Origin of the sequence: Bradyrhizobium barranii subsp. apii (assembly GCF_011516635.5) — a bacterium.
Classification (GTDB): domain Bacteria; phylum Pseudomonadota; class Alphaproteobacteria; order Rhizobiales; family Xanthobacteraceae; genus Bradyrhizobium; species Bradyrhizobium barranii.
This window is the reverse complement of sequence record NZ_CP096255.1, coordinates 4,553,372-4,573,519: the sequence shown is the minus strand read 5'-3', so window position 1 is coordinate 4,573,519 and position 20,148 is coordinate 4,553,372. Positions and strand designations below refer to the sequence as shown.

The 20,148-nt window shown below is 63.0% G+C and carries 22 protein-coding genes and 1 pseudogene; 9 read left to right on the top strand and 14 right to left on the bottom strand.

The annotated features are described in order from the left end of the window. Positions 1 to 182 precede the first annotated feature (182 nt). A complete protein-coding gene (locus tag HAP41_RS21710) occupies positions 183 to 1,313 on the top strand; it encodes a L,D-transpeptidase family protein (protein ID WP_166097107.1) in 1,131 nt (376 codons plus the stop codon). 41 nt (positions 1,314 to 1,354) lie between these two features. Here the strand turns inward: HAP41_RS21710 and HAP41_RS21705 are convergent, their stop codons facing one another. The 8 genes and pseudogenes from HAP41_RS21705 to HAP41_RS21670 form a co-directional block, all read right to left on the bottom strand. Next, on the bottom strand, positions 1,355 to 1,711 hold the full coding sequence (locus tag HAP41_RS21705) for a hypothetical protein (protein WP_223154002.1): 357 nt from the start codon (positions 1,709 to 1,711) through the stop codon (positions 1,355 to 1,357). Between the two features lie 543 nt (positions 1,712 to 2,254). After that, positions 2,255 to 2,566 (bottom strand): annotated as a pseudogene (locus HAP41_RS21700) (transposase); the annotation flags it as partial. Between the two features lie 102 nt (positions 2,567 to 2,668). After that, positions 2,669 to 3,430, bottom strand: coding sequence for an IS21-like element helper ATPase IstB (gene istB, locus HAP41_RS21695; protein WP_166063422.1), 762 nt, complete (start codon positions 3,428 to 3,430; stop codon positions 2,669 to 2,671). Positions 3,431 to 3,446: 16 nt separating this feature from the next. Beyond that, positions 3,447 to 4,988, bottom strand: a complete 1,542-nt coding sequence (gene istA, locus HAP41_RS21690; protein WP_166065845.1) for an IS21 family transposase — start codon at positions 4,986 to 4,988, stop codon at positions 3,447 to 3,449. 151 nt (positions 4,989 to 5,139) lie between these two features. Next, positions 5,140 to 5,328, bottom strand: a complete 189-nt coding sequence (locus HAP41_RS21685; protein ID WP_166097108.1) for a transposase — start codon at positions 5,326 to 5,328, stop codon at positions 5,140 to 5,142. An 82-nt stretch (positions 5,329 to 5,410) separates the two neighbouring features. Further along, positions 5,411 to 5,821, bottom strand: coding sequence for a helix-turn-helix domain-containing protein (locus HAP41_RS21680; protein WP_166097109.1), 411 nt, complete (start codon positions 5,819 to 5,821; stop codon positions 5,411 to 5,413). Between the two features lie 393 nt (positions 5,822 to 6,214). Next, a complete protein-coding gene (locus tag HAP41_RS21675) occupies positions 6,215 to 7,441 on the bottom strand; it encodes an IS91 family transposase (RefSeq protein ID WP_166061603.1) in 1,227 nt (408 codons plus the stop codon). 20 nt (positions 7,442 to 7,461) lie between these two features. Continuing rightward, the gene (locus tag HAP41_RS21670; protein ID WP_029085027.1) at positions 7,462 to 8,322 is read right to left on the bottom strand and encodes a tyrosine-type recombinase/integrase; all 861 of its coding nucleotides are present in this window, start codon (positions 8,320 to 8,322) and stop codon (positions 7,462 to 7,464) included. A gap of 274 nt (positions 8,323 to 8,596) precedes the next feature. Here HAP41_RS21670 and HAP41_RS21665 point away from each other — a divergent pair, with 274 nt between their 5' ends. Next, entirely contained in the window at positions 8,597 to 8,944 is a 348-nt protein-coding gene (locus HAP41_RS21665) for a hypothetical protein (protein WP_166105865.1), read from the top strand. A gap of 189 nt (positions 8,945 to 9,133) precedes the next feature. Here the strand turns inward: HAP41_RS21665 and HAP41_RS21660 are convergent, their stop codons facing one another. After that, positions 9,134 to 10,372 (bottom strand): MFS transporter, encoded by a 1,239-nt coding sequence (locus HAP41_RS21660; RefSeq protein WP_166097110.1) that lies wholly within the window; start codon positions 10,370 to 10,372, stop codon positions 9,134 to 9,136. A gap of 129 nt (positions 10,373 to 10,501) precedes the next feature. On the opposite strand from HAP41_RS21660, the gene HAP41_RS21655 reads away from it, so the two are divergent. Beyond that, positions 10,502 to 11,107: a TetR/AcrR family transcriptional regulator gene (locus tag HAP41_RS21655; RefSeq protein ID WP_166097111.1), complete on the top strand. Its 606-nt coding sequence runs from the start codon at positions 10,502 to 10,504 to the stop codon at positions 11,105 to 11,107. A 326-nt stretch (positions 11,108 to 11,433) separates the two neighbouring features. Here the strand turns inward: HAP41_RS21655 and HAP41_RS21650 are convergent, their stop codons facing one another. Further along, positions 11,434 to 12,807, bottom strand: coding sequence for a PleD family two-component system response regulator (locus HAP41_RS21650; RefSeq protein WP_028150565.1), 1,374 nt, complete (start codon positions 12,805 to 12,807; stop codon positions 11,434 to 11,436). Between the two features lie 14 nt (positions 12,808 to 12,821). Then, a complete protein-coding gene (locus HAP41_RS21645) occupies positions 12,822 to 13,187 on the bottom strand; it encodes a response regulator (protein WP_008566616.1) in 366 nt (121 codons plus the stop codon). Between the two features lie 228 nt (positions 13,188 to 13,415). On the opposite strand from HAP41_RS21645, the gene HAP41_RS21640 reads away from it, so the two are divergent. Beyond that, a complete protein-coding gene (locus HAP41_RS21640; protein WP_166097112.1) occupies positions 13,416 to 13,727 on the top strand; it encodes a DUF3572 domain-containing protein in 312 nt (103 codons plus the stop codon). Further along, positions 13,724 to 15,016, top strand: coding sequence for a DNA polymerase IV (locus tag HAP41_RS21635; protein WP_071913065.1), 1,293 nt, complete (start codon positions 13,724 to 13,726; stop codon positions 15,014 to 15,016). The genes HAP41_RS21640 and HAP41_RS21635 overlap by 4 nt, the downstream gene beginning before the upstream one ends. Before the next feature lie 16 nt (positions 15,017 to 15,032). On the opposite strand, the gene HAP41_RS21630 is transcribed toward HAP41_RS21635, so the two are convergent. After that, positions 15,033 to 15,188 carry a hypothetical protein gene (locus tag HAP41_RS21630; protein ID WP_166097113.1) on the bottom strand — a complete coding sequence of 52 codons (156 nt, stop codon included), beginning with the start codon at positions 15,186 to 15,188 and terminating at the stop codon, positions 15,033 to 15,035. A gap of 202 nt (positions 15,189 to 15,390) precedes the next feature. On the opposite strand from HAP41_RS21630, the gene HAP41_RS21625 reads away from it, so the two are divergent. After that, positions 15,391 to 15,792, top strand: coding sequence for an ACT domain-containing protein (locus HAP41_RS21625; RefSeq protein ID WP_166097114.1), 402 nt, complete (start codon positions 15,391 to 15,393; stop codon positions 15,790 to 15,792). Between the two features lie 87 nt (positions 15,793 to 15,879). Here HAP41_RS21625 and HAP41_RS21620 read toward each other — a convergent pair whose 3' ends face one another. Continuing rightward, complete coding sequence (locus HAP41_RS21620) at positions 15,880 to 16,281, bottom strand: RidA family protein (protein WP_166097115.1); 402 nt, start codon at positions 16,279 to 16,281, stop codon at positions 15,880 to 15,882. A 72-nt stretch (positions 16,282 to 16,353) separates the two neighbouring features. Then, a complete protein-coding gene (locus HAP41_RS21615; protein WP_166097116.1) occupies positions 16,354 to 17,199 on the bottom strand; it encodes a cell envelope integrity EipB family protein in 846 nt (281 codons plus the stop codon). A 233-nt stretch (positions 17,200 to 17,432) separates the two neighbouring features. Between HAP41_RS21615 and HAP41_RS21610 the strand changes: the two genes are divergently transcribed. From HAP41_RS21610 to HAP41_RS21600, 3 genes are all read left to right on the top strand, one after another. Continuing rightward, positions 17,433 to 17,900, top strand: a complete 468-nt coding sequence (locus HAP41_RS21610; protein ID WP_014494672.1) for a RidA family protein — start codon at positions 17,433 to 17,435, stop codon at positions 17,898 to 17,900. A 16-nt stretch (positions 17,901 to 17,916) separates the two neighbouring features. After that, the gene (locus HAP41_RS21605; RefSeq protein ID WP_063982786.1) at positions 17,917 to 18,663 is read left to right on the top strand and encodes a glycerophosphodiester phosphodiesterase; all 747 of its coding nucleotides are present in this window, start codon (positions 17,917 to 17,919) and stop codon (positions 18,661 to 18,663) included. Positions 18,664 to 18,880: 217 nt separating this feature from the next. Next, positions 18,881 to 20,122: a GNAT family N-acetyltransferase gene (locus tag HAP41_RS21600; protein ID WP_166097117.1), complete on the top strand. Its 1,242-nt coding sequence runs from the start codon at positions 18,881 to 18,883 to the stop codon at positions 20,120 to 20,122. Positions 20,123 to 20,148 lie beyond the last annotated feature (26 nt).

Genomic DNA, 20,148 nt, shown 5'->3' with positions numbered 1-20,148 from the left:
ATGAAAGGTGTCGCCACTTCGCTGATGGGCCAGAAGCGGACGACGAGACCGAGCGTCTTGGCATCCCCAAGGCCAACGATAAGCTCGAACTTCTCCGGTGACTGCGTCCATCTGGGCTTGCCTTACGAACCCACTGACTACACGCTACCCAAATGAGCAGATTCCACGCCCGAGGTAAGGTCATGATCGGCGCCACGGCACTCCGTGCGCTTGTGCTGACTGCAGCTTTTTTCGCGACGTTGTCGCCGGCCACCTGCCTTGGCGAAAACAGCAACCGCTTGCCGGCCAAGGCTACAAAGGAGCTACCACCCGAGTTGCTCTCGCTGCTCCGACAAAAGAAGATGCCAAAATACTCGCCTATCCTTGTGCGCGTCTTCAAGCAAGAGGCGGAGCTCGAAGTCTGGAAACAGGACACCACCGGCCTCTTCAAAATCCTCAAGGTGTACCCGATCTGTCGGTGGTCGGGGGATCTCGGGCCGAAACTGAAGGAGGGTGACCGTCAGGCTCCAGAGGGGTTCTATACGATTACTCCCGAGCTGATGAATCCCAACTCCGATTACCATCTCGCGATCAACGTCGGCTTTCCCAACAGCTTCGACAAGGCAAACAATCGCGACGGCAGCTTACTCATGATCCATGGCGACTGCTCATCGAGCGGTTGCTATGCCATGACCGACGAACAGATAAGCGAGATCTATTCGCTAGCGCGGGACTCCCTCGGCGGCCGACCGTCCTTTCAGGTCCAGGCTTATCCATTCCGCCTGACGCCGGCAAACCTGGCGCAGCATCGAAATAGCCCGAACCTCTCCTTCTGGAAAATGCTCAAAGTCGGCAACGATCACTTCGAGACGACGCATCTCGAACCTAAGGTGGACGTGTGCAATCGACGCTATGTGTTCGATGCGCAAGCTCCACCAAATTCGCCGTATCCTCTCGTGTTCAGTCCCACCGATAAATGCCCCGCGTTTGTCGTGGATTCCAAAATTGCGCGGCGGGCGCTTGAGAAGCAACGTACCGACGAACTCGAATTCGCGCGATTGCTCAATGACAACGTGCCGGCAGCCCCGATCTATAGCGGACTGGACGGCGGAATGAACGAGGCTTTTCTAGCAAAGTATCTGGTCAGAGCGACGCTTGCGAAAGTGATGCCGTATGCATCTTATCTGCCGCAACTGCCGCCAATCCCCTCGGTCACCAACGATGGTTCGTTGACGAGTAGATGGTTTGGCACCTCGTTCTCGAAACCGATTGCATGTGATCTGGCTCGTTCCAGCTTCCTGTCGACCGTCGTGGAAGGAGACGACGGGTGCTAGAGCGCCCGGTCTACTTCAGGCTTGCATCCCCGCGCTCGCTATCAGCCCATGCTCCCCGGCATGAAGCAGCGCGGCTTCGGATGACCATCTAGGTAGTAAGGCCAGACCATCGTACGGCCAGCGCGGTTCGGTCCATCCACGACAGCTTCGTTCGGAACATCAACCCACTCGCCATCAAGGCGTACGCGATAGTGACCGTCCTTAGTTTCCCAATCGGCGTCATCAACGCGCTTCGCATCACTGCCATCGCAGCAAGGCCCTTTGCCACTGTGCAAGCTCTCATACCAGCTGTTCAACTCGGGGTGCTGATAATCGTGGGCGCGAGCGTGACCGATTGTAAAGATCGGCAGCATGACAGTGAATACAGCAAGCGCTGCATGCCGAAGGTGATTGTTCATCTTACTCCTAATCCCGCAGTGGAAGTCCCACACGCCGAACACGTCAAGGCACGCCAAACTGGGCCCGTAGTAGCCACTCCAGGGCCACACACATCGCCGCCCCGGTACCGCAGAGTTTAAGCTTGCTCACTCACCACCGGATATGAAAGGCCAACAGTGCTTGTATTCTCTCTGGAGATGGAGAATCGATCGACCCGATTAAAGGAATATTTCGTCACATCGTTTTCAACGATGCGCGATGTCGACGCGTCGTATGATCACGAGTTCCGGCGCATGCTGAAGAAGTTGAGTTTGGCCCTAAGCACGCCCTCCGCATCGCAGCGCCCGGTCCGCAATCTCAACGACGCAGCAGTATCTCCGTCCGAGATGACAAATCCGCCTGCTCCGATCGTCAACCCGCTATTAATTTCGATGTCGGCACAGTAGGCGGATATCGCTGCGACCACGACGCACGTCCGCTTCGGGTCACCCCCCGAAGAACTCGGGCTGAGCATATCAAGTCTGCTTCAGCCCCAAGGAGCGGACATCTAGAGCATGATGTGTTTATACGGAAACGTACCCTGAATTTTTGAGATAGTTGGCGCACTCCTCCTTAGAGAAGACGTCGAGGAGTTCGCCGACCTTGCGCCAAGTCGCTTCGACATCACGCGGCTGTGCGGCTCGCATCAGGTGTTTGAGCTTGGCGAAGACCTGTTCGATCGGATTGAGGTCGGGGCTATAGGGCGGCAGGAAGAGCAGATGGGCTCCTGTGGCGCGGATGGCGTTGCGCGCCGCGTTGCCCTTGTGACTGCCGAGATTGTCGAGAATGACGAGTTCGCCCTTTGCGAGGGTCGGCGCCAGCACCTGCTCGACATAGAGTGCATATTTCAGTGATCGTGAGCAGCGATTTCGCGCGATCATGAGCGCCGAATTCAGACGATCGTGAGCAGCCTCGCTCCGGCCGAGGCGGTGATAGGGTCAGCGTTCTGGCTGCTCGTCAAGGGTGATGGTTTTGGCGTTGCGTTTTCGCATGCTTTCGCCAGCAAGCTGGAGGCGGTGAGCGTTGTGGACGAGGCGATCCAGAATCGCGTCGCCTAGCGTGGGATCTCCGATAACTTCGTGCCATGTGTCCACAGGGAGTTGGCTGGTTACGATGGTGGAGGAGCGGCCATGGCGATCGTCAAGGATTTCCAGTAGATCGCGCCGCTCGGCAGCGGTGAGCACCGACAATCCCCAATCATCCAAAATCAGAACCTGGGCGCGGCCAAGGGTTTTGAGCAAGCGGGCATAACGTCCATCGCCCCGCGCGAGCCCCAACGCTTCGAACAATCTTGGGACGCGGTGATAGAGGACCGAGCGATTATCTCGGCAGGCCTTGTGGCCGAGGGCACAGGCTAACCAACTTTTGCCCAATCCGGTCGCCCCGGTTATGAGCAAATTCTCGTGGCGATCGATCCAGTCGCCGCTGGCGAGCTTGGCGAAGACGGCCCGGTCGATACCCCGCGGCGTGCGCAAATCGACGTCCTCCACGCAGGCATTCTGGCGGAGCGAGGCCAGCTTGAGGCGCGTGGTGAGCCGCCTGGTGTCGCGTTCCGCCGCTTCCCGGTCGACCAGCAGGCCGATGCGATCTTCGAACGGCAAGGCTTCGAGATCAGGCGATCGTCGCTGCTCCTCGAAGGCCTTGGCCATGCCGCTCAAGCCGAGCTCGATCAGGCGTTCGTGGGTGGGATGGTTGAGCATACAGGTCTCCTTGGCTTCAGTGAAAATAATCGCGGCCGCGGATGTTGCCGTGGCGCAGGGGTTGGTGTTCGGAGGGCTCGTCGAGAAAGGTACGATCCAGACCGTTCTGGAGGATGGAGCGGATCGAGGCGACGGATCGCGCCTTGATCAGAATGCCGCGCCGGCAGGCCGCTTCGACGCGCTCCGCGCTGTAGCTTTTGACCAGTGACAGAATGCCGAGGCAGGTGCGAAAGCCTTGCTCGGGATGCGGCCGGGCCGCGATCACGGCCTGGAAGAAGGCGGCGGTCGACGGACCGATCCGCTCGCCGGCGACGATCACTCCGGCGGGCGTCCATTGACCGTAGCGCCGATGGGCGCTGGGCATATGGTCGGCGATGGTGGTGTGGCCCCGCCGGTTGGGCGCGCGGGCGTGGCTGGCGATCCTGCGGCCGTTGTGGAAGATCTCGACCGTTCTGTCATCGATGCGTGCGTCGACAAGCTCACGGATGAGCCGATACGGCGCGGAATACCAGTGTCCATCGATCTCGATATGATAGTCGGGGCCGATCCGGCATCGCTTCCAGCGTGCGAAAGCGTAAGCCTGGTCCGGCAGCTTTGTAAGCTTGGGCTTGTCGAGCTCGGCGAACAGTTCGGCGCGACTGGCGCCAAAGTCGCGCATCTGCCTTGCATTGAGTTCGACGACGAGTGTTTTGATGGCTGCGTTCAGCTCCGCCAACGAAAAGAAGCGTTGGTTGCGCAGCCGCGCCAGAATCCATCGCTGGGCGACTTGCACCGCAACTTCGACCTTTGCCTTATCTTTTGGGCGCCGCGGCCGGGCTGCGAGAATGGCCGTGCCGTAATGGCTCGCCATCTCGGCATAGGTTCGGTTGAGGCCGGGATCGTGGCGGTCGGGATTGGTGACGGCGGCCTTGAGATTGTCGCAGACTACGAATGTCGGCACGCCGCCGAGGAAGGCGAAAAGATTGATGTGGACCCGGATCCAGTCGGCGAGCCCCTCGCTTGGACAGGCCTCGGCATAGGTATAGTTGGAGGCGCCCATCGCCGCGACGAACAGCTTCATCGACTGCACTTCCCCGTTTGAGGGATCGATGACGTCGATGGTGTCGCCGGCGAAATCCACGAAAACCTTCTCGCCGCCCAGATGCGTCTGCCGCATCGAAGGCCGGGCTCGCCCCTTCCAGGCCTCGTACGTCGTGCAGAACCAGGTGTAGCCGAAGCCATCGGGATGGGTGGCGCGATACTCGTCCCACAGCAGCCGACGGGTCACGTTGCGTCGGCGCAGCTCCTTGTCGACATAGCCCCAGTCGGGAACGGCCCGCTGGGGGCTCTGCGACGCAGGCCTCGGCGCCGGGAAAAGCAGCAGCTCCAGGTCCTCGTCGCTCATTCCGGCCGGCAACGGCCAGTTCAGCCCGGCAGCCCCGGCTCGGCGTAGATAGCTGTGCACGGCGCCGTTGCTGATGCCCAAGGTGCGCGCGATGGCTCGCTCCGGCAAGCCTTGAACATGTTTTAAGCGGAGAACCTCTTTGATCCGGCGCATCGACAATCTCTGGGTGGGCATCGGCCTTCCTCGTTCACTGACGAGGCAGTTCCTAAGCCGGTTGAGTTGTCGGCCGAAGCGGGCTGAGTTGCTGAAAAGCTGCTCACGATCCCGCGAAATCCGTGCTCACGATCGTCTGAAATCTCTGCTCACGATCCCCTGAAATCCGTGCTCACGATCCCGCGAAACATGCAACATAGAGGGTGAAGAGTTCGCCATTGATGGGGCCGTCGATGACCCATGGCGCGCTGATCCGGTCGTGGCGCAGCGCCGCGATGAAGGTCATGGTCTTCCAATGGCCGAAAGGCGCAGACGCCTGGAGGCGTTGCCCACTCGGTCCCCAGCCTCGCAGCGGCGCCATGTTGGTTTTGATCCAGGTCTCGTCGATAAAGACCAGGCGCGAAGCGTCGATCCTGCCCTGATGGGTCTTCCAGCGCGTCCGTTTACGCGCGATATCGGGACGATCTTGTTCGGCCGGCAGGATCGTTTTTTTTGAAGCTCAGCCCTTCGGCATGGACGAACGTCCACACTGCCCGCACGTCGGTCTTGATCCCGCGCGCAGCCAGTTCCTGCGTCAGCTTCCGCAAAGTGAATGGGCCGGAGCGAATGCGTTTGCGCAGCCAGTCGGCATTGGTGCCGGACAGAACCGGCTTCTTGTGACCGCCGATCTTGCCGGGAGAAACGCCGCCGGTCTCCCGCCGCAGATTCTTCCACTTCGTCACACAGGAAGGACTGATCCGAAGCGCTTCTGCAATCGAACGAACCGTCTCGCCAGCATCAGCCCGCGCCAGAGCGAGTTCACGAAGATCTTCCGAATAGGGTCGCGTCATCCATGCTGGCCCCCGTTCCAGCATGGAGTTTGAATCAGAAATTGTCCCCTCTGGGAATCTGGAGGGTTCTGTGAGGTCGCGCTCACGCGAGGGCGCGGCAGGCGCTTATGACGCGACCTCATTGAAGCCGGATTGAACGAAGGCGCGGGAGGCTATTCGCGGTTTTGCAGCTATGGGGATTGTTCGAGATCGCCATGCCCGATCTGCTGGCTCGGCGCGTGAGGCAGAGACACAGGAGTGCGCATCCTGGAAGAGTTGAGATCAGACGCGCTTCGCCTGAGATCGCGATAGGCCTTTTGCTGCATCGGACGGTTGTTGTCGCGCAGTGTGACAGCACGGATTCGACATCGTCCGCGATGATCGAGACGCTGGGAGCGAAATGACGAATGATGATCGTCGTGCACGACATGACTTGGCTCACGATGTGTCGCATCGGAACGGTGATGTTCGAGGGCTGGGGCGTCTGAAGCTATGTCGAAAGCGCTCAATGATGCGCATGACGCCACCACAATCGGGACAGGCAGGAACCTCGGCCCAGGTTTGAGCCTCCGAATCCACAGGCGACGGCTGGCCATCGTTTGGGGCTGTTCGCTCATGATCGAGAAGTTCGCGGCAAAGGGCGAGCTTGGCAGCGCGATGGCGGTTGGCCATGAAGCCGAAGTGGCGGATGCGGTGGAAGCCGTCAGGCGGCGTATGAAGCAGGAAACGGCGAATGAACTCATCGGGCTTGAGATTCATGATCTTTGTCGCGCTGTTTTGGCGATAGTCCTTCCATGAGAAGGCGACATGATCGTCGTCGAGTGCGACGAGCCGGCTGTTGGCGATCGCGACGCGATGGGTGTAGCGGCCGAGATAGGCCAGGACCTGTGCGGGTCCGCCGAAGGGCCGCTTGGCGTAAGCAACCCAGTTGATGCGTCGCATGGCGTCGAGGTGGGCCGCAAAGGCAGCCGGCTCGGCCAGAGCTCCGAGATCGCCGAAGAAACGCAAGGCACCGGAGTTGAAGGCTGCCGACAGACGTTTGAGAAAAAGTGTGCGAAATAGTCTGGACAACGGTTTGACGGCCAGGAAGAAGTTCGGTCGGCAAGCGGTCCAGCGCGCGCCATCGGGCGAGAGGCCGCCACCCGGAACGACGCAATGGACGTGGGGATGATGCATCAGCGTCTGTCCCCAGGTGTGGAGGACGGCGACGCCGCCGATCGCACCGCCGAGCCGGCGTGGATTGGCGGCGAGCGTCGTCATCGCCTCGGCGGCAGCCTTGAACAGGATGGCATAGACGACGGCCTTGTTCTGGAAAGCGATCGCGGCGATCGGTGCGGGAAGTGTAAAGACGACGTGGAAATAGGGAACCGGAAGCAGGTCGGCTTGACGCGCGGCGAGCCACGCGGCTCGGGCTCTCCCCTGACACTTCGGACAGTGCCGATTGCGGCAGGAATTATAGGCAACGCGTGTCGTGCCGCAGTCGTCGCAAGCCTGCATGTGGCCGCCGAGCGCCTCGGTCCGGCACGCAACGATCGCGCTCATCACGCGCCGCTCGACCCGCCCCAGATGACCGGCATGTACACGGCGATAGGCGTCGCCATGCCGGCGCAGAATATCGGCAATCTCGATGGCGGGCCTGTTGGAGCGGATGTCGGAGCGGGTCATGACCCGCATCCCGCTGCGGGTCATCCAGGTGGCGTCACCTCCAGCGACAGGCGATCGAGCGGGCTCTGCGTCGCTCGGATCGTATCGGTGGCGACCTGCGTGTAGCGCGCTGTCGACGACAAATTATTGTGCCCGAGCAAGACCTGGATGATCCGGATATCGGTTCCGTTCTCGAGAAGATGTGTCGCGAAGCTGTGGCGCAGCGTGTGCAGCGTGACGCGCTTGGTCAGGCCCGCAGCCTTCACCGCCGACCGGCAGGCGGCATGCAGCACGGTCTGATCGATCGGATGATCTTCGTCACGACCAGGGAACAGATAAAGCCGCGGCCGGGCGAGCCGCCAGTAGGTGCGCAGGATGCCCAGCAGCTGGGGCGACAGCATCACGTTGCGATCCTTCGCGCCCTTGCCGTGGCGCACCTGGATGACGCCGCGGGCGCTGTCGATGTCTTCGATCCGCAGTCCCGCAACCTCCGAGGCCCTGAGCCCGGCCGCATAGGCGGTGGTGAGCGCGGCGCGGCTCTTCAGGCTCGATACCGCTTCAAGAAACTGAACCACTTCGTCGGCGCTGAGAACGACCGGCAGCTTGCGCGGTTCTCGCGCATAGGGAATGCGCTCTGGGATGAGCGCCTCGCCGAGCGTGACGCCGTAGAAAAACCGTAGCGCACAGACGATCTGGTTCAGCGCCGGCCATGAGATGCCGGTCGAGACCAAATGCACCTGGAAGGCGCGGACGTCTTCCAGCTCTAACCGGTCAGGCGATCGGCCAAAATAGCGGCTGAACTTCGAAACCGCGCTGATGTAGGATCTTTGCGTCGCCGGCGACAGATTGCGGACGGTCATGTCTTCGATCATGCGGCGGCGAAGAGGGCTCAAATCGGCCATCTCGATACTCCTGTCTGAGGGGGTGGGCTCCAACACCCACATCCTCTCAGCCAGGAGGCGATCTATGCCACCTTGCCCCCTACGCCGCGGCAGCGGCTTCGTTCAATCCACAATCGAATTTGCAGGCTTTGGCGGTCTTTACCTCCCAATCCCTGCAATCTCAAACCGTCTCAAATCCGAAAAACAGACTCTCGCTCAATCGCTTAGAGCCTTGTTCACGGACGACGATCGAAGGTCCGCACTGGGAATCGCGTTGGCAGCGGCCTCGGCTGCCATGGTCAGGCCAGCCGCCGCTCAAACCACAGGCTACAAGGATATGACGCCTTGGCCAGGTGTCGTGGTGCGTGAATATGAAGGCGAGACACCATCCCTGATCCCAGGTTTTAAGACCGTCTCAATGCGCGATGTCATCATGCAGCCGGGGGCGAAGACCATGGGGCCCCCGATGATGAATGCCATGATCTGCCATATCACCGAAGGGGAGCTTCGGCTTGAGCAGGACGGAAAGACCTTTACGGGCAAGAAGAATTTTGTCTGGACCTGCAACAAGGAAACAAAAGAACAGGCGTACAACGGCGGGAATGTGGTCGCGATTATGCGGATCACGGACCTGAAAGCTTAGGGCCCATGTGGAGGAGCGGATGGCGCACGCGACGACGCGCCATCCGCCTGCAGGATCATGAATTGTTGCAACGTCACAGCCGGAGAAAAGTTCGTCCGCGCGCCAAGCTTCGGGTCACACGCTGCCATCACGACGAAACAGCACGGCGTCCCCTGCAAGCTCCCTCTGACGTTCGCGAGCACCGCCCCGCTACGCCGTCCGCAGCACCGGCGACGGCGGCTGCGACGGCCGGATCAGCGCGAACGCGACCTGGATGATGCCGCCGGCCAGGCCCAGCGCCACGCCGATGCGCCAGGCCATGGTGTAGGAGCCGAGCGTGTCGTAGAGCACCCCTCCTCCGTAGGCGCCGAGGAAGCTGCCGATCTGGTGGCTCATGAAGGCGAGGCCCTGGATCATCGCCTGCCAGCGCAGGCCGAACATCTCGGCGACCGCGCCGGCGACCAGCGGGCCGACGCCCATCCAGAGGAAGCCCATGATCGCGCCGAACAGCAGCGTCGAGAACGACGTCGCCGGCAGCGTGAAGTACCAGGCAAGCGCGAGCGAGCGCAGGATGTAGATGCCGCCCAGCAGCGCCAGCTTGTTCCAGCGCTGGCCGGCCCAGCCGAAGAACAGCGAGCCCAGCACGTTGAAGCCGCCGATCATGCCGAGCGTCTGCGCGCTCAGCATCGGATCGAGGCCGCAGATCGCCAGATAGGACGGCAGATGCGTGGTGAGAAACACGAGCTGCATGCCGCAGACGAGATAGGCGCAGGTCATCACGACGAAGGACGCGTTGCCGAACGCCGTCTTCGCTGCCGTCGCGGCGGTGGCATCCCCGATGTCGTCGGCGGCAGGCTTCGGCAGCGGAATCGCGTCGATGCGGCCGGCATACCAGGCCGCAGGGATCATCAGCACCGACATGATCACGAAACCGGCGAGCCCGACGCGCCAGCCAAATCCTTCGTTGAGCAACTGCCCGATCGGCGCCGACAGCAGCGCGCCGAGCGAACCCGCGCCGGAGACGATGCCGAGCACGGTGGAGCGGACGGTCTCGGGCACAGCGCGCGCGGCCACCGACATCGCGATCGCCGCCGCGGTGCAGGCGAGCGAGGTGCCGATCAGCACGCCGGCGCCGATCATGATGCTGACGAGCCCGTTCGCGGTCGCCATCAGAATGAGGCCCGCGATGTACATCAGCGAGCCCACGATCATGATCGGGCGGAAGCCGTAGCGCACCGTCATCGCGCCGGCGAGCGGCTGGAGAAAGCCCCAGGCGAGGTTCTGCACGGCCAGCGCCAGCGTGAAATCCGAGATCGAAATGTGGATGTCGCGCGTCAGCGGCTGCATGAAGATGCCGAGGCTCTGCCGCAGCCCCATGCTCAGCGTCAGCATGATCGAGGCGCCGATCAGGATGGGCAATGTCGGACGCAGGACCTGCAAAAGGGGCATATTTTTCTCCCTCGTCGGCGCGACGCGCGTGCCGGCGTCTGCAATTCTCGATGTTTTTAGTTACACAGACCTGTGTACTTAGGCTATGAAAGGTGCACGCTGTCAAGCGAACAGGACGCACGCTGCCGCATGGCTCCCCCGCCCACACCACAGACGATGAAGGAGCGGATCCTCGAGACCGCCGACAAGCTGTTCTATCTGCAAGGCATTCGCGCCATCGGCGTCGACACCGTCGCGGCCGAGATCGGCATCTCCAAGCGCACGCTCTACAACCACTTCCCCTCCAAGGACGCGCTGATCGCGGCCTATCTGGAGCGCCGCTTCGTCAAGCCGCGCCCCTCCGACAAGCCGCCGGCCGAGCAGATTCTCGGCACCTTCGATTCGCTGGAGCGGCGCTTTGCGGCCAAGGATTTTCGCGGCTGCCCGTTCGTCAATGCGGTCGCCGAGCTTGGCCCAAAGGACCGCGCGGTGAAGAAGATCGCGATCGCCTTCAAGGAAAGCCGCCGCGTCTGGTTTCGCGAGCGGCTCAATGAGCTCGGCGTCACGGAGGCGGATGCGCTCGCCACCCAGCTCGTGCTCCTGGTCGATGGCTCGATCGCGCAGGACCTCGTGCGCGACGACCCCGCGATGGCCCGCGCGGCAAAGGAAGCGGCGAAGGTGCTGCTGCGGAATGCCGGGGTGGATGTGGGTGATGCGGAGAAGCCGGCAACGGCAGCCAAGCGCACGCCACACTGAGCACTGCTGCCGCATCACTCGGTGTCATCACCCGCGAAAGCGGGTGATCCAGTATTCCAGAGGCGGTTGTGATTGAACCGAGAGGCCGCGGCGTACTGGATTCCCCGCCTGCGCGGGAACGACAGCGGAGCTTGTGGAACAGCGGAGCTTGGGGAGACGGCTTCGCGCAACAACCGCGCCCTGCCCGATCCTATCAAAATGCTCCTGTTTTGCCCGACGTGTCAAACGGCTTTGCTGATGCATTTGCTACCCGCATAAGCCGTTGATCCGACTAACGCCGGCTACTGTGCATGGGGTTGTTTTCGCAGTTTTTGTTGCAGGCAGCCTCACGCCGCCTGCGACACCACGCGATTTCGGCCGTCGTGCTTGGCGCGGTAGAGCGCGGTGTCGGCGCGCTTGAGGACGTCGGCGACCGCCTCGCCCTTCTGCTCCAGCGTGGTGAGGCCGATCGAGATCGTGACCTCGATGCGCTTGGTGCCCTTGTGGACGGCGAACGGCTCGCCCGCGATCGAACGGCGCAGGCGCTCGGCGACCATGCCGGCGACGTGGAGATCGGTCTCCGGCATCACGATGACGAACTCCTCGCCGCCGTAGCGGCAGGCCAGGTCGATGCCGCGGATCGACTTGCGCACGCGCACCGCGAACTCGCGCAGCACGTCGTCGCCGGCGTCGTGGCCGTAATTGTCGTTGATCGACTTGAAATAGTCGATGTCCAGAATCATCAGCGCCAGGGGCTTGCCGCGGGTCGAGGCCTGGTCAGCGAGCGTCGCCAGATGGCTCTCCATGTAGCGGCGATTGTGCAGGCCGGTGAGCGCATCCGTGATCGCCATCTCGATCGAGTTCTGCACGTTGTCGCGCAAATGATCGGTGTAGCGGCGGCGGCGGATCTGCGTGCGGGCGCGGGCCAGCAGCTCGGTCTTGTCGATCGGGCGCAGCAGGTAGTCGTTGACGCCGATCTCGAGGCCGCGGAGCAGCCGGGTCGAGTTCTCGGGGTCCGCGATCGCCAGGATCGGCACGTGGCGCGTGCGCTCCAGCGAGCGCGCCTGGCTGCACAGCCGCAGGCCGTCGAAATTGTTGAGGTCGAGCGAGACGATCAGCAGGTCGTAATTGCCTTCGGCGGCGTGGAACAGCGCCTCTGTCGGGTTCGGCTCGACGTCGATGGTGTGCTCGGCGGCGAGGATCGTCGCCAGCCGCTCATAGGAGGACTGACGGTCGTCGACCAGCAGAATGCGGCCGCCCCGGCCGGTGTCGGCCACGGCGCTGCGCTCGGGCGCCTGCATGCCGATCTCGAGCGAGGTGATGGCGCGCATGCGCAGCTCATCGGTCATCATCTTCAACCGCGTCAGCGAGCGCACGCGCGCGATCAGCACGACGTCGGAGACGGGTTTTGTCAGGAAATCGTCGGCGCCGGCTTCCAGCCCGCGATTGCGGTCGGCGGGGCTGTCGAGCGCGGTGACCATCACGACGGGGATGTGGTGCGTCGCCGGATCGGTCTTGAGACGGCGGCAGACTTCAAAGCCGTCCATGTCGGGCATCATCACGTCGAGCAGGATGATGTCGCATTCGGCGCGGCTGGCCAGCGCCAGCGCTTCGGTGCCGTTCGAGGCGGTCATCACGTCGAAATATTCGGCGGACAGGCGAGCTTCGAGGAGTTTGACGTTGGCGGGAACGTCATCGACAACCAGGATACGCGCGGACACTTTGAACTCACTTCCTATCCGATAAAACGCCGGACCGTCTCAATGAATTTGCCGACCGAGATCGGCTTGGACAAATAGGCCTCGCAGCCGCCCTCGCGGATGCGCTCTTCGTCGCCCTTCATCGCGAACGCCGTGACCGCGACGACGGGAATGGCGCGCAGCTCCGGATCGTCCTTGATCCAGCGCGTGACCTCGAGACCCGAAACCTGCGGCAATTGGATATCCATCAGCACAAGGTCGGGCCGCATCTTGCGAACGAGGTCGAGCGCCTCGTAGCCGTTGCTGGTGCCGGAGGTCTGGTAACCGTGTGCCTCCAACAGGTCGCGGAAGAGCTTCATGTTGAGCTCGTTGTCTTCCACGATCAGGACGGTCTTAGCCATCCCGCCCTCCTGATTGGCACGAAGCCCTATACATGTGACGCCTCAGGCGCCGCTCGCCGGCGCTTCGAAAACTGGATTCAAACTAGCCTCAGATTCGCTTGAGTTTCGTTAAACCCGAGGGCCGACTTTCTGCGATGTGGTTTCCAGTTGCTTGTCGGCGGTCTTGAGACTCGGGCATGATGGTTTCAAAGTAGACACCGAAAGTTAACGGAAAGGCAAACCGAACCCTTGAAAAAGCCTGTTCAAAACCCTCGCGAAGTCGCTGAAATCGTTGCGATTCAGGCGCTCTCCTTCGTGGCCGGCGATCCGGAGCGGCTTGGCCTGTTCCTGGCTGAGACAGGCGTCGGTCCGGAGACCCTGCGCAATGCCGCCTCGGACCCGAATTTCCTCCTCAGCGTACTCGATTTCGTGATGCGCGATGACGCCACCGTAAAGGCCTTTGCCTCGACCGCGGAGCTGCATCCAACCAACGTTGCTGCGGCGCGGCAGGTGCTGGGCGACGCGCTCGGCGACCCCTCCTGGGAGCGCGACGTGCCGTGACCGTCCCTGATACGGCCGGACCCCGCTGCTTCTGCCGGGATTGTCTGGCCGATCTGGATATGGGCGTGCGGCGCTGCTCCGCCTGCGGTTCCCCTCGCCTCGTCCGCCACCGCGCGCTCGCAGGCCTGACCATCGCCCATATCGACTGCGACGCCTTCTATGCGACGGTCGAGAAGCGCGACAATCCTGACATCGCCGACAAGCCCGTCATCATCGGCGGGGGCAAGCGCGGCGTGGTGTCGGCCGCCTGCTACATTGCGCGGACCTATGGCGTGCGCTCGGCCATGCCGATGTATAGGGCGCTCGAGGCCTGCCCGCACGCGACCGTGATCCCGCCCGACATGGCGAAGTACGTCCGTGTCGGCCGCGAGGTGCGGCAGGCCATGCAGGCGCTGACACCGCTGGTCGAACCGCTCTCGATCGACGAGGCCTTCCTCGATCTCTCCGGCACCGAGCGGGTGCACGGCATGGTTCCGGCCAAGGTGCTGGCGCGGTTCGCGCGCAACATCGAGCGCGACATCGGCATCTCCGTCTCGGTCGGCCTGTCCTGCAACAAGTTCCTGGCCAAGATCGCCTCCGACCTCGACAAGCCGCGCGGCTTTGCCGCGCTCGACCAGGAGGAGGCACGTTCGATGCTGGCGGAGAAGCCGGTCGGCTTCATCTTCGGCGTCGGCCCGGCCACGCAGGAGCGCCTGGTGCAGCGCGGCTTCCGCATCATCGCCGACCTGCAAAAGGCCGACGAGATCGAGATGATGCGGCAGTTTCCGAGCGACGGCCGCAGGCTGTGGCGGCTCGCCCGCGGCATCGACGACCGCCGCGTCGAGCCCGATCGGGGCGCCAAGACGATTTCGAGCGAAACCACCTTCGAGACCGACATCCGCGATTTCGCGACGCTGGAGAAGATCCTGTGGCGGCTCTGCGAGAAGACGTCGTCGCGGCTGAAGAGCAGCGAGCTTGCCGGCTCGACCGTCACGCTGAAGCTGAAGACCGCCGATTTCCGCCAGCGCACCCGCTCGCAATCGATCGCAGGCCCGACGCAGCTTGCGGCCAAGATCTTCTCGATCTGCCGCGAGATGCTGGCAAAGGAGATCGACGGCACCGCCTTCCGCCTGATGGGCGCCGGCGTCAGCGCGCTGCGCGAGGGCTCGCCTGCCGACGACACCGATATGCTCGACCGCCGTGCTGCGCATGCCGAGCGCGCGGTGGACAGTCTGCGCAAGAAGTTCGGCAACTCCGCCGTCATTCGCGGCATCGCGTATGATGGCCCTGAAACAGGACAGCAGGAGTGATCGAGCCCTGCTCAATTCAGTCGCGTTCGAAGATCCTCGCACCCGGATAGACACGCCGGGCATACTGAATGACCAACTGCCGATCCTGACTCGCCAGGAACGGCGTTCGGATCTGACAAGACCCGACGATGAGGTGCCACAGGCCGTTGAGCTTTCCAATCATGACGTTCATTTTGAGCTTCCTCGCAGTGACCCGAGTAGACTCAAATTGTAAGAATCTCCGGCCGTCGCTCAATTGTACCAGCGTAAGGTCAGCGTATGAGAAGGATTGGAAGAGATATACAAAGGTATGTTGGCGAGGCCCTGTCAGGTTCCGGCGCTGACCGGTTTCGCAGGGGCTGTACCCATCCGAACGCGCTGAGAGGCTGACCATCGTGACAGGCGAACGCGACCTCGACGCGCTGTTGAGAAACAAGAAGCCGGAGCTGCTGGACGGCATCTTCGTGTTTTGCACGGTTCCAGCAAACGAACCCATTTCCAAAGCGCTCAATCCGCGGCTAACGTTTCGCGAGCAGGAAGGAACCACGCTGGTGATCCTGCGCGAAGAAGCCGAGGCGTCAGGCTTACGCTACGCGTTCGCCTCGCGCCTGATCACCCTGACGGTTCACTCCGCGCTCGATGCGGTGGGCTTCCTGGCTGCGGTCACGGCCCACCTGGCCGAAGCCGGCATCAGCGTGAATGCGGTGTCGGCCTTCCACCACGATCATCTTTTCGTACCTGCTGAGCGCGCCGATGAGGCGATGACTGCTTTGCGAGCTATGTCCGCAGCAAAGTAAGATGGGTAGAGCGAAGCGAAACCCATCGAGCTTCCTGCGCAACAAGGGTGATGGGTTTCGCTTCGCTCTACCCATCCCACGGTCGGATCAATCCGCGACCGCCACCGCCTCGATCTCGATCAGCCATTCCGGCGCGGCGAGCGCGGAGACGCCGACGAGGGTGCTGGCCGGCGGCTCCATGCCTTCGAAGAAGGCCGTGCGGGCCTTGCCGATGATCGGGCGCAGCTCCGGCTTGTAGTTCACGACGAAGGTCGTGATCTTGACGATGTTGGCGTAGGTCGCACCGGCCGCCTTCAGCGCATGGCCGAGATTCTGCATCACCTGCGTCGTCTGCGCGGCAATATCGCCCTCGCCGACGATCCGCCCTTCCTCGTCCACCGACACCTGGCCAGAGATGTAGATGGTGCGCGCACCTGAAGCGGTCACGACGTGGGAATAGGCCGGATTGTGATGCAGGCCGCTGGGGCGGAGATGGTCGAGCTTGGGCATGGTGCTTGCCTCCCGGGTTTGTGGTTGGGAGGGAGCGTAGCTGGAGAGCGAGCGGAGGGCTAGCCTCGCCCCTCAATTGCAGGGCTTGCTGTCCTTCGCGTCGAACTTGCCCATCGCGCCGGAAATCACGAAATCGTTGTAATCGAGCACGAGTTGGCGCGAAACGCCGTTTTCGTAGAGCTCGAACGCCATCGCGTAGACCGGCGTCTGCTCGCCTTCCTTCTGCTGGGACTCGCGGTCGAAATAGCTGACGGTAACCGGCCAGCGCTTGAGCGACTTCATGTGCTCGTCCGTGGTCGATGCATCGGGCGAAGCAGTGCGGTCGGCGGGAATCGGCTGACCGATCACGGTCAGCGTGTTGTAGACCTTCTGGCCGTCGTCGGAGCCGTCATACACCGACAGCTCGAGCAGCGACTTGCCATCCTTGGCGGCGGCAATGATGCGCTGGATCTGCTCGGTCGGGAACACGATCTTGCCGTCGAGGGTGAAGCTCTTCGGCGCCGGCAGCTTCAGCTTGACGTTGATGTGGTCGCCGTCGCGTTCGGCCGAACCGTCGACCCGGCCGGCGTCGGCCTCGTTCATCCGCGTCTCGATCTTGAAGCGGTAGCTTTTTCCCGCGGCGTCCTCCCAGGAGTTCGAGCGGAGGTCGCTCAGCGTGATCTTGCCCTCGCCGCTGTCGAGCTCGGAGACCTGGCGGAATTCGGAGGTGTAGCCCTCGCACGAACTTCCCGTAAAATTGTAGAGGATGCGGCCGCGCGCGCTGTTGACCGAGTTGGAGCGCGATTTGACCAGGCTGAGGTCATAGAGCGCCTGGTGCGCAAGGAACGGACCGCTGGCCGCCTGCGCTTCACCGCCTGCACCGAAAGCAGCCGCCGCGAGCGCCATCACACCAAGCGAAGTCCGGAAAAGGTGCACCATGTGTCATCCCTGGGGAAAGCGCAGATTCGACATTTTAATGACCGTTCCATTGCGTCGCAACTGAGGCCGTTTCACGTAAAGTTGCGGCCCCCGCCTTGAACCTGCTGCCTGGCCACAACAAAATGCAGTCGCTCCGGTTGCTTGCATGTGACGGCACGATGGGCGAAACAGGGCGCGCCCGGCCGCCAAATGGACGCAGCCGGGCGGATGAAATTTGGACAACGAGGTCGAACATGGCGGGCACGGTCGAGCAGAAACTGGCGGAACAGGGCATCAAGCTGCACGAGGCCCCTACCCCTGTCGCCAATTACGTTCCGTTCGTGCGCACCGGTAACCTGCTGTTCGTCTCCGGCCAGGTCTGTTTCGACCCCGCCGGCAAGCTGATCGCCAAGGGCAAGCTCGGTGCCGGCGTTTCGATCGAGGACGGTGCCGCGGCGGCGCGCGGCTGCGCCGTCAACCTGCTGGCCCAGGTCAAGGCGGCGCTCGGCGACCTCGACAAGGTCGTGCGCGTGGTGCGCCTCGGTGGCTTCATCAACTCGGCGCCCGACTTCCTGGACGGGCCGAAGGTGCTCAACGGCGCCTCCGACCTGATGGTCGCCGCCTTCGGTGACAAGGGCCGCCATGCCCGCACCACCGTCGGCGTCGCCTCGCTGCCCGCGGATGCGGCGGTCGAGGTCGAAGGCGTGTTCGAGGTCGCCTGACACGGAGCTGACGGCGTTGCGCGCTCCTGATTGGCTGACAGCCCGGCCGGTCGCCCATCGCGGCCTGCATGACATTTCCCGCGGTGTCGTCGAGAACATGCCGGGCGCGGTGCAGGCTGCGATCGCGGGCAATTTCTCGATCGAGGTCGACATCCAGCTCTCCGCCGATGGCGAGGCCATGGTGCATCACGACCACGCGCTCGGCCGCCTCACCGAGGCCACCGGCGAGGTGGTCGAGAAGACCGCGGCCGAGCTGAAGGCGGTCAAGTTCAAGGACACGGACGAGCGGATGATGTCGCTGTCCGACCTCTGCGCCATGGTCGCCGGCCGCGTGCCGCTGGTGATCGAGGTGAAGAGCCATTTTGGCGGCGACCGCAAGCTGGTGAAGCGGATGGCCGAGGTGCTGGCGTCCTATCAGGGGCCCGCCGTCGGCATGTCGTTCGATCCCGACCAGGTGCTGGCGCTGCGTGAGCTGTTGCCGTCCCGCCCGCGCGGCATCGTTGCGCAGCGGACCTACGAGGACGAGTACTGGGCGAAGCTGACGCAGGCGCAGCGCGACAGCATGCTGTATCTGCGCCACGGCTTTCAGACCCAGCCGCACTTCGTCGCCTTCAAGGTCGACCACCTGCCGGCCCCCGCCCCCTGGATCGCCCGCAACGTCCTCGGCTGCGCCCTGCTCGGCTGGACCGTGCGCACCCCGGAGCAGCGGACGCGGGTCGGGCAATATGCGGATCAGATGATCTTTGAGGGGTTCGTTCCGTAGGGCTCCGCCCGTTGCACAGCGCTCGCTCTCGTGTCCCGGACGCGCCGCAATGCGCAGCGTTGCTGCGCAGAGCCGGGACCCCGAAGGCGGCACGCTATGCAGAGAGATGGGCCCCGGCTCTGCATCGCACCGCTGCGCGCTGCGGCGCGTCCGGGGCACGAGAGAGCTCGGTTCCCGCCTCTTGAAGTCGCTGCTGCAATGCACGATCTTGGGCAAGATGGCATCATCTGAAATCACACTCGAGGCTGTACCCTCGATTGGCGAGGTATCTGCCGAGGATTGGGACGCATGTGCCAATCCCGACAAGGCTTGCAACGGGCATGGCGCGGGAACTTCATCCGGGCTTCCAGGCGATTCCCTCGGCCTCTCAAAACCCGCCTATAACCCTTTCGTCTCGCACGCGTTTTTATCCGCAATTGAGAAATCGGGTTCAGCAACCATCCGCACCGGCTGGGGGCCGCGGCATCTGGTGGCCAAGGTCGATGGCCGCGTCGCCGGGGTCGTGCCCTGCTATCTGAAATCGCATTCCCAAGGCGAGTACGTGTTCGACCGCGGCTGGGCGGACGCCTATGAGCGCGCCGGTGGACGGTACTATCCGAAGCTCCAGGTCTCGGTTCCCTTCACCCCGGCCACAGGGCCCCGGCTGCTGGTCCGCGACGGCGTCGATCGCGAGCGCATCGCGGAGGCGCTGGCGAGCGGCCTGGTGGCGCTGTGCGGCGTCAGCAAGGCCTCCTCGGTGCACGTGACCTTCGCGCGTGAGGCGGAGTGGAAACGGCTCGCCCGGCACGGATTCCTCCAGCGCACCGATCAGCAGTTCCACTGGCGCAACGAGGGATTTGCGACCTTCGACGATTTCCTCACCACGCTCAATTCGCGCCACCGCAAATCGATCAAGCGCGAGCGGCGCGATGCGCTTGCCGGCGGCATCACCATCCACTGGCTCGCCGGCAGCGACATCACCGAGGATGCCTGGGACGCCTTCTTCGAATTCTACATGGAGACCGGCTCGCGCAAATGGGGCCGGCCTTATCTCACGCGCGAATTCTTCTCGCTGATCGGCGAGACCATGAGCCAAGACGTGTTGCTGGTGATGGCCCGCCGCAACGGCCGCTGGATCGCGGGCGCGATCAACTTCATCGGCTCGGATACGCTGTTCGGCCGCAACTGGGGCGCGGTCGAGCATCATCCGTTCCTGCATTTCGAGGTTTGCTACTATCAGGCGATCGATTTCGCGATCAAACACGGCCTCGACAACGTCGAGGCCGGCGCGCAGGGCGAGCACAAGATCGCGCGCGGCTACCTGCCGCGGACGACCCATTCCGCCCACTTCATCGCCGATCCCGGCCTGCGCCGCGCCATCGACGATTACCTCAAGCGCGAGCGCGCCTATGTCGCCGAGGCCGGACGGGAGCTGGCCGAGCTCGGCCCGTTCCGCAAAGGCGTCGACGAGGCGCCTTGACGGTTTGCCACGGCTGATGACAGTAA

Excerpts from the sequence above, each read along its gene's own strand:
- HAP41_RS21680 (WP_166097109.1), bottom strand. The coding sequence starts at position 5,821 with ATGCTGGAACGGGGGCCAGCATGGATGACGCGACCCTATTCGGAAGAT.
- HAP41_RS21630 (WP_166097113.1), bottom strand. The coding sequence starts at position 15,188 with ATGAACGTCATGATTGGAAAGCTCAACGGCCTGTGGCACCTCATCGTC.
- istA (WP_166065845.1), bottom strand. The coding sequence starts at position 4,988 with ATGCCCACCCAGAGATTGTCGATGCGCCGGATCAAAGAGGTTCTCCGC.
- HAP41_RS21610 (WP_014494672.1), top strand. The coding sequence starts at position 17,433 with ATGGCGGGCACGGTCGAGCAGAAACTGGCGGAACAGGGCATCAAGCTG.
- HAP41_RS21675 (WP_166061603.1), bottom strand. The coding sequence starts at position 7,441 with ATGACCCGCTCCGACATCCGCTCCAACAGGCCCGCCATCGAGATTGCC.
- HAP41_RS21655 (WP_166097111.1), top strand. The coding sequence starts at position 10,502 with ATGGCTCCCCCGCCCACACCACAGACGATGAAGGAGCGGATCCTCGAG.
- istB (WP_166063422.1), bottom strand. The coding sequence starts at position 3,430 with ATGCTCAACCATCCCACCCACGAACGCCTGATCGAGCTCGGCTTGAGC.
- HAP41_RS21705 (WP_223154002.1), bottom strand. The coding sequence starts at position 1,711 with ATGAACAATCACCTTCGGCATGCAGCGCTTGCTGTATTCACTGTCATG.
- HAP41_RS21710 (WP_166097107.1), top strand. The coding sequence starts at position 183 with ATGATCGGCGCCACGGCACTCCGTGCGCTTGTGCTGACTGCAGCTTTT.
- HAP41_RS21685 (WP_166097108.1), bottom strand. The coding sequence starts at position 5,328 with ATGGCGCCGCTGCGAGGCTGGGGACCGAGTGGGCAACGCCTCCAGGCG.
- HAP41_RS21620 (WP_166097115.1), bottom strand. The coding sequence starts at position 16,281 with ATGCCCAAGCTCGACCATCTCCGCCCCAGCGGCCTGCATCACAATCCG.
- HAP41_RS21665 (WP_166105865.1), top strand. The coding sequence starts at position 8,597 with ATGGTCAGGCCAGCCGCCGCTCAAACCACAGGCTACAAGGATATGACG.
- HAP41_RS21600 (WP_166097117.1), top strand. The coding sequence starts at position 18,881 with ATGGCATCATCTGAAATCACACTCGAGGCTGTACCCTCGATTGGCGAG.
- HAP41_RS21645 (WP_008566616.1), bottom strand. The coding sequence starts at position 13,187 with ATGGCTAAGACCGTCCTGATCGTGGAAGACAACGAGCTCAACATGAAG.
- HAP41_RS21615 (WP_166097116.1), bottom strand. The coding sequence starts at position 17,199 with ATGGTGCACCTTTTCCGGACTTCGCTTGGTGTGATGGCGCTCGCGGCG.
- HAP41_RS21670 (WP_029085027.1), bottom strand. The coding sequence starts at position 8,322 with ATGGCCGATTTGAGCCCTCTTCGCCGCCGCATGATCGAAGACATGACC.
- HAP41_RS21660 (WP_166097110.1), bottom strand. The coding sequence starts at position 10,372 with ATGCCCCTTTTGCAGGTCCTGCGTCCGACATTGCCCATCCTGATCGGC.